Here is a 9,641-nt window from a genome sequence, read left to right as displayed (position 1 = left end):
CACCACCCGGCCCCGCTTGACGTGCCCGATCAGCAGGAGGAAGCCCAGCGACCGCAGCATGGCCCAGCCGGTGCGGACGGCCAGCCCGAACTCCTGCTCCGGGGCGTACCAGTAGTTGAGCAGTTCGACCACGACGGTGGCCGCCGCCGTGACGCCGAGCAGGACGGTCAGCGCCCGGACGGCGGACGGCCGCCGGACCTTGACAGGTTCGGCGGCCGTCCTCATGGCATCCCGTGTTGCCCGGTGCGGGCTCGCGTCACACCTCTACTTCTGCGGCGCCGCGTCGAGCCGGGCGCGCAGCGCGTCCAGCTCGGCCCAGAGGACGCCGGGGAGCTTGTCGCCGAACTTCTCGAACCACTCGGTGACCAGCGGCAGCTCGTTGCGCCACTCCTCCGGGTCGACCTTGAGCGCGATCCGCACGTCCTCCGGGGTCATGTCCAGGCCGTCGACGTCGAGCGCGTCCTGGGCCGGAACCATGCCGATCGGGGTCTCGACCGCGTCGGCGCGACCCTCCAGGCGCTCGATGACCCACTTGAGCACCCGGGAGTTCTCGCCGAAGCCCGGCCAGAGGAAGTTGCCCTCGGCGTCCTTGCGGAACCAGTTGACGTAGTAGATCTTGGGCAGCTTGGCCTCGTCGCCGTCGGCGCCCTTGCCCATCTCGATCCAGTGCCGGAAGTAGTCGCCGGCGTTGTAGCCGATGAACGGCAGCATGGCCATCGGGTCGCGGCGGACCACGCCGACGGCGCCGGAGGCGGCGGCGGTGGTCTCCGAGGAGAGCGTCGCGCCCATGTAGACGCCGTGCACCCAGTCGCGGGCCTCGGTGACCAGCGGGATGGTGTCCCGGCGCCGGCCGCCGAACAGGATCGCGTCGATCGGCACGCCGTTCGGGTCGTAGTAGTCGTCGGCGAGGATGGGGCACTGCGTGATCGGGGTGCAGAACCGGCTGTTCGCGTGCGAGGAGAGGCTGTCGCTCTCCGGCGTCCAGTCGTTGCCCTTCCAGTCGATCAGGTGCGCCGGCGGCTCACCCATGCCCTCCCACCAGATGTCGCCGTCGTCGGTGAGCGCCACGTTGGTGAAGACGGAGTTGCCGCGGTCCAGCGTCCGCATGGCGTTGGCGTTGGTCTTCCAGTCGGTGCCCGGCGCGACGCCGAAGAGGCCGTACTCCGGGTTGACCGCGTAGAGGCGGCCGTCCGGGCCGAACCGCATCCAGGCGATGTCGTCGCCGATGGTCTCGACCTTCCAGCCCGGGATGGTCGGCTCCAGCATGGCCAGGTTGGTCTTGCCGCAGGCGGACGGGAAGGCGCCCGCGATGTGGTAGACCCGGCCCTCGGGCGAGGTGATCTTGAGGATCAGCATGTGCTCGGCGAGCCAGCCCTCGTCGCGGCCCATGACGCTGGCGATCCGCAGCGAGTAGCACTTCTTGCCGAGCAGCGAGTTGCCGCCGTAGCCGGAGCCGAAGGACCAGATCTCCCGGCTCTCCGGGAAGTGCGAGATGTACTTGGTCTCGTTGCACGGCCAGGCCACGTCCTGCTGGCCGGGCTCGAGCGGGGCGCCGATCGAGTGCAGCGCGTGCACGAAGTCGGCGTCGTCGCCCATCGCCTCGAGGACCTTCTCGCCCATCCGGGTCATGATGCGCATCGAGGCGACCACGTACGGGCTGTCGGTGATCTCGACGCCGAACATCGGGCTCTTCGCCTCGACCGGCCCCATGCAGAACGGGATGACGTACATGGTGCGCCCGCGCATGGACCCGCGGTACAGCTCCGTCATCGTCCGCTTCATCTCGGCCGGCGCCATCCAGTTGTTGGTGGGGCCGGCGTCCGCCTCGTCGACGGAGCAGATGAAGGTGCGCTCCTCGACCCGCGCGACGTCCGTCGGGTCCGTCCGCGCGTAGAACGAGTTGGGCTTCTTCTCAGGGTTCAGCCGGATCAGGGTGCCCTTGTCGACGAGCTCGTCGGTGAGGCGGCGCCACTCCTCATCGGACCCGTCCACCCAGACCACCCGGTCGGGGGTGGTCAGTTCCGCGACCTCACGTACCCAGGCGAGCAGTTTGGGGTGGGACGTCGGGGCCTGATCGATACCCCGAACAGTAGCCGGAGCAACCATGTCACATCTCCTTGTGGTCGACGCTGACCGATGTATGGGATGCACGAGTTCTGGCGAGCCGGTGCGTCGCCTTCGTGGAAACCTGGGATTGGGCTCAGCGTAAACCGGGCTGCCTCCCCAGTCAGTGGGACTGGTTGTGAAGAACTGCACAAGGTACGGCCACGCTGCGGCATCGCGATCTCTTACCCGCTTTCGCGCGCAGTTTCACGCAAATCTTGCGGCGAACCTCCGACGGCCCGGTACGCCGCCAACCTCCCGGAGCCGCCCGACGGGCCGAAGTCGACCGGTCTGACCCGAACGACGATTCCGTGATCCGCTCCACCATTCCGCCACTCGCGGTTACGCTGCGCTCACGGATACCGGAAACGGACGGCGGTCACCGGAAGGGGCGCGGGACGCGTCGGACCGCCCGCAAGGCGGGGCGCCTGGGCGGCGGACCGCCGACTCGCCGTTGCGGCCCGTCGCCGCAGCGCGCACCCGGTACTCTCGGCGGGTGGCAGCGACGATGACCGGGGATCAACCGGGGGCTCCGCAGACCCGTCGAGGTCTGATCGGGGCACTGATCGACCGCTTCGGTCATCTGGTCCGTGAGATGAGCAAGTTCGCCACGGTGGGTGGCTTCGCCTTCCTCGTCGACCTCGCTCTCTTCAACTACCTGGCGAGCGTGCGGCACATGCCGCCGGTGGCGGCCAAGACCGTCTCCACCGTGGTCGCGGCCTCCCTGGCGTTCCTCGGCAACCGGTTCTGGACCTGGCGGCACCGCCAGCGCTCCCACCCGGCGCGGGAGTACGCGCTGTTCTTCTTCTTCAACGGGGTGGGCCTCGGCATCGCGGTGGGCTGTCTCGCCATCAGCCGCTACGGCCTCGGCGCGGTGTGGCCCGAGGTGTTCCAGACCCCGCTGGCCGACAACATCGCCAGCTTCATCGTCGGCACCGGCCTGGGGACGCTGTTCCGGTTCTGGTCGTACCGACGGTTCGTTTTCGTCGAGGCGGGAAATCCGCCCGTTCCGGCGACGAGCCGCGACCGAGAGTCCGGGGCGTGACCCACCGCCCATCCCGTCCTGCCGGGCCCAGCCGGCCCTGCCCACTGCCCTAAGGTGTTCCGCATGCCTCATGTCCGTCTGCTGCCCGAGCGCTGGCAGAAGTTCATCCACGAGGCGCTCAAATTCGGCATCGTCGGCGGCATCAACACCGTCATCAATTACGCGGTGTTCAATGCGCTGGCACTCACGGTTTTCCGCAACGGCCAGCTGAAGGCGACAGTCATCGCGACCATCGTCGCGACGATCACGTCATATCTGATGAACCGGCACTGGACGTACCGGGATCGGCCGAAATCGGCGCTTCGCCGCGAATACGTCCTGTTCTTCCTCTTCAACGGAGCCGGCCTCGTCATCGAGCTGGGCGTCCTGGCGCTGGCCAAGTACGGCCTCGGCGTGCACAGCCTGCTCGCGTTGAACGTGGCGAAGACCTGCGGCGTCCTGCTGGCCACCCTGTTCCGCTTCTGGTCCTACCGGACGTTCGTGTTTCAGCCGGTGCCCAAGCACGCCGAGGAGACCTGGCACGCCATCCCACGCGACGAGTGGGACACCATGGCCGAGATGGACCCGGTGGCCGAGCTGGCCGAGTCGGTCAGCGAGCTGGAGGAGACCGAGCGCCCACTCGGGGAGCGCCGCGCGGGCGACTACCCACCACACCAGGTCCGCCCCGCACCGGCCGACGCCGGCCTGGGCCGCGCCCTCGGCGCCGACCTGGACGCCGAACTGGCCGCCGAACTCCAGCCCACCCCGCGCCGCGCCCCGCGCCGCTGACTTTCACCCGGCGTTCCGGGATCAGGCGGAGGGGTCGCGCAGCGGCTTGCCCTCGGTCATGTCGGCCAGGATGTCGCGCATCTCGCCGTCGCCCAGGCTGTGCCGGTCGTGGTGGGCCTCGACCAGCTCGTAGAGCTTGGTCTGGACCTTGTCGACGTGCGGCACGTCGTTGAGCACCGACTGGCCGCGCTCACCGGCGGACTCGATGGTCAGCGTGCCGCAGCCGAGCATCCGCTCCAGGAACTTCTGGTGCATGGCGTGGTCGTTGATCCGGGTCAGCGGCAGGTCCCGCCGGTTGCGGGAGAACACCCCCTCCTGGAGCAGCACCCGCTCGTTGGTGAAGAGGTAGTGGGTGGTGCGCCAGACCAGGAACGGCCACAGCCCCAGCCAGAACACCAGCACCAGGCCGAGCGCGGCGATCACGTAGAGCGCGATGGTGCCGCCGTCGCCCTCGGGCAGCAGGACCCAGCCCGCGACCACCGCCGCGACGGCGAGCACCAGCACCAGGATCGGCCGGATCAGGGCCTTCCAGTGCGGGTGGAGATGCAGCACGACGTGCTCGTCCTCGGTGAGCACGTCTTCGGGGAACGCCACGGGAACCTCCTCGCAGAACAGGACGCGCTGACCGTAACCGGTCGGCGCATCCTCCGGGATCGGCCGCGCGGAGGGTGCTCAGCGCAGGTGCAGCACGTCGCCCGCCGCGAGGCGGAGCTCGCCCTCCGGGCCGGCGACCAGCAACTGCCCGTCCGGGTCCACACCGGTGGCGGCGCCGCGCACCTCCCGGCCGTCCGGGAGCAGCACCCGGACCTCCCGGCCGACCGTGGCGCAGCCCGCCAGGTAGGCGTCCCGCAGGCCGCTGGCGACCGCGTCGCCCCCGGCGTCCCGCCAGCGCTCGTACCAGTCGGCGAGCGAGCGGAGCAGAGCGCGCAGCAGCGGGTCCCGGTCGGTGGCGGCGGCACCGGCGAGCTGGAGCGAGGTGGCCGGCAGCCCGGTGGGGTTCTCCGGCAGCTCGTCGGCCCGCAGGGTCACGTTGAGGCCGATGCCGACCACGATGGCGGGCGGCTGGTCCGGCCCCGCACCGGGCACCGCCTCGGCGAGCACGCCGGCGCACTTCGCGCCGTCCAGCAGCAGGTCGTTGGGCCACTTGAGCCGGGCGTCCAGCTCGGCCAGGAGGGCCACCGCCTCGACCAGCGCGACACCGGCCAGCAGCGGCAGCCAGCCGTACCCCTGCGGCGACACGGGCGACCAGCCGCGCTCCGCGTCGGCCTCACCGGGCCGGAGCAGGACGCTGGTCGCGAGGCCGGCCCGCGGCGGCGACTGCCAGACCCGGCCGCGCCGGCCCCGGCCGGCGGTCTGCCGCTCGGCGACCACCACCAGGCCCTCCGGTTCGCCGGCCCGGGCGGCCTCGGCCACGTCGGCGTTGGTCGAGCCGGTCTCGGCGCGCAGCTCCAGCCGGCGCCAGGGCCCGTTCGGGGCGACCAGCGCGCGCCGCAGCCGGGCCGCGGACAGGGGCGGCCGGTCCAGATCGGTGTACGGCGAGCCGGGCATCCCGCCAGCCTACGGCCCGCACGCCGGCCGGTCGCCCCGAAGCGGTGAGGCGCACTGCACAGCGTCACTCACCTGAACCATCGTTATATTCCCTGGGTGACTACCGAGACCGGGATCAACATCCACACGACCGCCGGCAAGCTGGCGGACCTGGAGCGACGGCTCGACGAGGCGGTGCACGCCGGGTCGGCGCGCGCGGTCGAGAAGCAGCACGCGCGGGGCAAGAAGACCGCTCGGGAGCGGATCGAGATGCTCCTCGACGAGGGCTCCTTCGTCGAACTGGACGAATTCGCGCGGCACCGCTCGACCAACTTCGGGCTGGAGAAGACCCGCCCGTACGGGGACGGCGTGGTGACCGGCTACGGCACGGTGGACGGCCGGCAGGTCTGCGTCTTCGCGCAGGACTTCACCGTCTTCGGCGGCTCCCTCGGCGAGGTCTTCGGCGAGAAGATCGTCAAGCTGATGGACCTCGCTATGAAGATCGGCTGCCCGGTCGTCGGCATCAACGACTCGGGTGGCGCGCGGATCCAGGAGGGCGTCGCCTCGCTCGGCCTCTACGGCGAAATCTTCTTCCGCAACGTGCGGGCCAGCGGCGTCATCCCGCAGATCTCGCTGATCATGGGCCCGTGCGCGGGTGGCGCGGTCTACTCCCCGGCGGTCACCGACTTCACCGTCATGGTCGACCAGACCTCGCACATGTTCATCACCGGCCCCGACGTCATCAAGACGGTCACCGGCGAGGACGTGGGCATGGAGGAGCTGGGCGGCGCCCGCACCCACAACGCCCGCAGCGGCAACGCGCACTACCTCGGCACCGACGAGGAGGACGCGATCGAGTACGTGAAGGCGCTGCTGTCGTACCTGCCGTCGAACAACCTGGACGAGCCGGTGGTCTTCTCCGCTGATGTGGATCTCGACATCACGGACGAGGACCGGGAGCTGGACACGCTGATCCCGGACTCGGCCAACCAGCCGTACGACATGCACCGGGTCATCGAGCACGTCCTCGACGACGGCGAGTTCCTGGAGGTCCAGCCGCTCTACGCGCAGAACATGGTGGTCGGCTTCGGCCGGGTCGAGGGGCGGCCGGTCGGCGTGGTCGCCAACCAGCCGATGCAGTTCGCCGGCACCCTGGACATCGCCGCCTCGGAGAAGGCCGCCCGGTTCGTGCGCACCTGCGACGCGTTCAACGTCCCGGTGCTGACCTTCGTGGACGTCCCCGGCTTCCTCCCGGGCACCGGGCAGGAGTGGGACGGCATCATCCGCCGCGGCGCGAAGCTCATCTACGCGTACGCCGAGGCCACCGTCCCGAAGGTCACCGTCATCACCCGCAAGGCGTACGGCGGGGCGTACGACGTCATGGGCTCCAAGCACCTCGGGGCGGACCTGAACTTCGCCTGGCCGACCGCCCAGATCGCGGTCATGGGCGCGCAGGGCGCGGTGAACATCCTCTACCGCTCGGAGCTGGCCAACGCCGAGGACCCGGCCGCCGTGCGGGCCGAGAAGATCGCCGAGTACGAGGACACCCTGGCCAACCCGTACATCGCCGCCGAGCGCGGGTACGTCGACGGGGTCATCCCGCCGCACGAGACGCGCACCCAGATCGTGCGGGCGCTGCGGGTGCTGCGCACCAAGCGCGAGACCCTCCCGCCGAAGAAGCACGGCAACATCCCGCTCTGACGCGGACGCCCCGGCGGCCCCCCACCCCGAAGGGCGGTGGGGGGCCGCCGTGTCAGCAGGGCGGGTTGGCGGCGGCGCACATCCGCTCGGCCGCGGTACGCGCCAGCCCGCGCAGCTCGCCGTCGGTGAACAGCGGTAGCTCCCCGGACGTGTGCGAGACCGGCCCGTTCAGCGGCCCGAACACCGTGATCAGGTCGCCGACCTGCACCACCACCCGCACGGTCTCCCCGGACGTCGGCTGGATGAGCGGCTCATCGGGCTCCGCGGCCTGCTCCGTGTGGCGAAGCAGGACCGCCCGGTCGCCGGCGAAGTCCCGCGCCGCCACCTGCCAGCCGTACACGATCGACACCTGCCCGGCCTGCCCGTCCCGCAGCACCGGTGTCGTCTGCCGCCAGGTCGAGCAGCTCGTCACGTAGCGGTCCAGGTCGGTGAAGACCCGGTCCGCCCCTCCGGGCTCCACCCGGTACAGATCCTGTGTGAGCAGCGGCATCGGCGCCGTGTTGCTCTGCCCCGCCGCCAGGTTCCGGAGCAGGCTCCGCGACCGTGAGTGCCGGGAGACCACCGGGTCCACGGGCTCGCCCTGCTCCCTGGCGCAGGTCACCAGCAGCTTGTCGATCTCCACCGGCTCCCGGGCACCCGACTCACCGAGTTCCAAGTCGGCCAGCACCGGCAGGTCGGCCTCGGCCAGCAGAGCCTCCTGCGGCACCCCGGCGCGCTCGGCGGACGCGCCCCCCACGGCCGCGAGCGTGGGCGTCGTCGGGGAATGGGCGGCCACCGCGACCGCGGAACCGGCAGCCACCGCCAGCACGGACACCGCCGCCGCCAGCGCCGTGAGCCGGCTGCGGCGCCGGCCCCGCGCCCGGATCTCGGCCGGCTCCGGCCAGCGGACCGTGCGCAGCTCCCGCTGCACCAGCTCGACGAAGGTCAGGTCATCGTCACGCATCTGCGGCCTCCTCCAGATCCACGACCGCGAGCAGCCCGGCGAGCGCGGCGCGCCCCCGGGAGAGCCGCGCCTTCACCGTGCCGACCGGCGCCTCGGTCTCCCGGGCCACCTCGGCCACCGGCATGCCGCACAGGTAGTAGAGCGCGATGGCGGTGCGCTGCTCCTCGGGAAGCCGGCGCAGCGCCGCCACCACCTCGACCGTGTCGGTGCTCGGCCCCGGGATGCTCTCCTCCGCGCCGTGCCGCAGGTAGGCCCGGGCCCGGCTCCGCAGGCTGCGCCAGCGGCTCACCGCGATCCGGCTGGCCACCACCCGCACCCACGCCTCCGGGTCGTCGTACCCGCGCACGGTCGACCAGCGCTGCCAGGCCCGGATGTACGCCTCCTGCACGGCGTCCTGGGCCTCGGCGAGGTTGCCGGTGAGCACGAAGACGAAGCCGAGCAGCCGTTGTCGGCTGCCCCGGTAGAACTCGTCGAACCCGTCGACGTCCGGCACCCTGCTACCTCCCCCGTGGCGGTCGCAGGGGAGACGCCTGGCACCCGGGCCGCGGTTGCCCGGTCAGCCGACCATTTTCTCCAGCTCGGCCACCGGGAAGCCGCCGGCCGGGATCCCCTCGCGGACCGCACGGCGGACGGCGACCTGGACCGCCGCGTTGGCCGGGGTGGGCACCCCGTGCAGCCGGCCGAGCAGCACGATCTCGCCGTTGAGGTGGTCCGCCTCCGCGGAGCCGGCGCCCCGGGCCAGGCTCTGCCAGGTGGAGCCACCGGCCCGTTCCTCGCCGTCGACCGGCCGGTGCCCCACCCGGTCGCCCCGCTCGGCGGCCTCCTCGGCGCGGGTGGTGTGCGCGATGCCGGCGGCGGCCAGGGCGGCCTCCCCCTCGGCGCGTACCCGGGCGGCCAGCGGCTCGGGCACCTCCGGGCCGAGCAGCGCCTGGAGGCCGTTGCCGAGGTTGGCGAGGAGCTTGCCGTACTTCCAGCGCATCACGTCGTCGCGGACCGGCGCCACGAACCCGGCGGCGGTCAGGTCGGCGGCGACCGCGCGGCTGGTGTCGTCCGCCCCGGACGGGTAGCGGCCGACGTGCAGCATCCCCGGGTGGGGGTACCCGTTCGCCACCACCACGCCGGGCTCCAGGTGGGTGGCGGGCAGCCAGACGCAGACCGGGTGCACCCGGGCGAACAGCCGCAGCGCGGCCGGCTCGTTGGCGACCCCGTTCTGGGCCAGCACGACGGGCAGCCGCTCGCCCGCCGTGCCGCCGCCCTCGACCGGGGTGTCCACCCAGGTAGCCAGGGCCGCCCCGGTGTCCTGGGACTTGACCGTGAGCACCAGCACGGTGTCCGCCGGCAGCGGGCGGCCGTCCGGCCCGGCCACCGCGGGCAGCCGGCTGGTCACCGTGCCGTCCGGCGTGCGGAGGGTCAGACCCCGCTCCCGGAGCGCGTCCAGGTGCGCGCCGCGGGCCACCAGCGTCACGTCGCGGCCGGCCTCCCCCAGCCGTACGCCGATGGTGCCGCCGACCGCGCCCGCCCCGATGATCACGTATCGCACCCGTCCGATTCTGC

The 9,641-nt window shown here is 71.9% G+C and carries 9 protein-coding genes and 1 pseudogene; 3 read left to right on the top strand and 7 right to left on the bottom strand.

Annotated features, from left to right (window positions below):
* Window positions 1-225, bottom strand: a pseudogene (locus F8274_RS28405) (hypothetical protein); the annotation flags it as partial.
* 39 nt (window positions 226-264) lie between these two features.
* Window positions 265-2,106 carry a phosphoenolpyruvate carboxykinase (GTP) gene (locus F8274_RS28400; RefSeq protein WP_151465434.1) on the bottom strand — a complete coding sequence of 614 codons (1,842 nt, stop codon included), beginning with the start codon at window positions 2,104-2,106 and terminating at the stop codon, window positions 265-267.
* A gap of 505 nt (window positions 2,107-2,611) precedes the next feature.
* On the opposite strand from F8274_RS28400, the gene F8274_RS28390 reads away from it, so the two are divergent.
* Together F8274_RS28390 and F8274_RS28385 are read left to right on the top strand one after the other, a co-directional pair.
* Window positions 2,612-3,148 carry a GtrA family protein gene (locus F8274_RS28390; protein ID WP_151465435.1) on the top strand — a complete coding sequence of 179 codons (537 nt, stop codon included), beginning with the start codon at window positions 2,612-2,614 and terminating at the stop codon, window positions 3,146-3,148.
* A 63-nt stretch (window positions 3,149-3,211) separates the two neighbouring features.
* The gene (locus F8274_RS28385) at window positions 3,212-3,916 is read left to right on the top strand and encodes a GtrA family protein (protein ID WP_151465433.1); all 705 of its coding nucleotides are present in this window, start codon (window positions 3,212-3,214) and stop codon (window positions 3,914-3,916) included.
* A 21-nt stretch (window positions 3,917-3,937) separates the two neighbouring features.
* On the opposite strand, the gene F8274_RS28380 is transcribed toward F8274_RS28385, so the two are convergent.
* Entirely contained in the window at window positions 3,938-4,510 is a 573-nt protein-coding gene (locus tag F8274_RS28380; RefSeq protein ID WP_151465432.1) for a PH domain-containing protein, read from the bottom strand.
* A 78-nt stretch (window positions 4,511-4,588) separates the two neighbouring features.
* On the bottom strand, window positions 4,589-5,464 hold the full coding sequence (locus F8274_RS28375; protein WP_151465431.1) for a biotin--[acetyl-CoA-carboxylase] ligase: 876 nt from the start codon (window positions 5,462-5,464) through the stop codon (window positions 4,589-4,591).
* Window positions 5,465-5,560: 96 nt separating this feature from the next.
* Between F8274_RS28375 and F8274_RS28370 the strand changes: the two genes are divergently transcribed.
* The gene (locus tag F8274_RS28370; protein WP_151465430.1) at window positions 5,561-7,144 is read left to right on the top strand and encodes an acyl-CoA carboxylase subunit beta; all 1,584 of its coding nucleotides are present in this window, start codon (window positions 5,561-5,563) and stop codon (window positions 7,142-7,144) included.
* A 52-nt stretch (window positions 7,145-7,196) separates the two neighbouring features.
* Here the strand turns inward: F8274_RS28370 and F8274_RS28365 are convergent, their stop codons facing one another.
* The 3 genes from F8274_RS28365 to F8274_RS28355 all read right to left on the bottom strand — a co-directional run bounded on the left by F8274_RS28365 (window position 7,197) and on the right by F8274_RS28355 (window position 9,627).
* Window positions 7,197-8,087 (bottom strand): hypothetical protein, encoded by an 891-nt coding sequence (locus F8274_RS28365; RefSeq protein ID WP_151465429.1) that lies wholly within the window; start codon window positions 8,085-8,087, stop codon window positions 7,197-7,199.
* Window positions 8,080-8,580 carry a SigE family RNA polymerase sigma factor gene (locus F8274_RS28360; RefSeq protein WP_151465428.1) on the bottom strand — a complete coding sequence of 167 codons (501 nt, stop codon included), beginning with the start codon at window positions 8,578-8,580 and terminating at the stop codon, window positions 8,080-8,082. Before F8274_RS28360 ends, F8274_RS28365 begins: the two co-directional genes overlap by 8 nt.
* A 63-nt stretch (window positions 8,581-8,643) precedes the next feature.
* Window positions 8,644-9,627 (bottom strand): ketopantoate reductase family protein, encoded by a 984-nt coding sequence (locus tag F8274_RS28355; protein WP_151465427.1) that lies wholly within the window; start codon window positions 9,625-9,627, stop codon window positions 8,644-8,646.
* Window positions 9,628-9,641 lie beyond the last annotated feature (14 nt).

The organism is Micromonospora sp. AMSO31t, from assembly GCF_008868175.1.
Taxonomy (GTDB): Bacteria; Actinomycetota; Actinomycetes; order Mycobacteriales; family Micromonosporaceae; genus Micromonospora.
The sequence above is the reverse complement of the archived record's forward strand: the minus strand, read 5'-3'. Positions and strand labels throughout refer to the sequence as shown.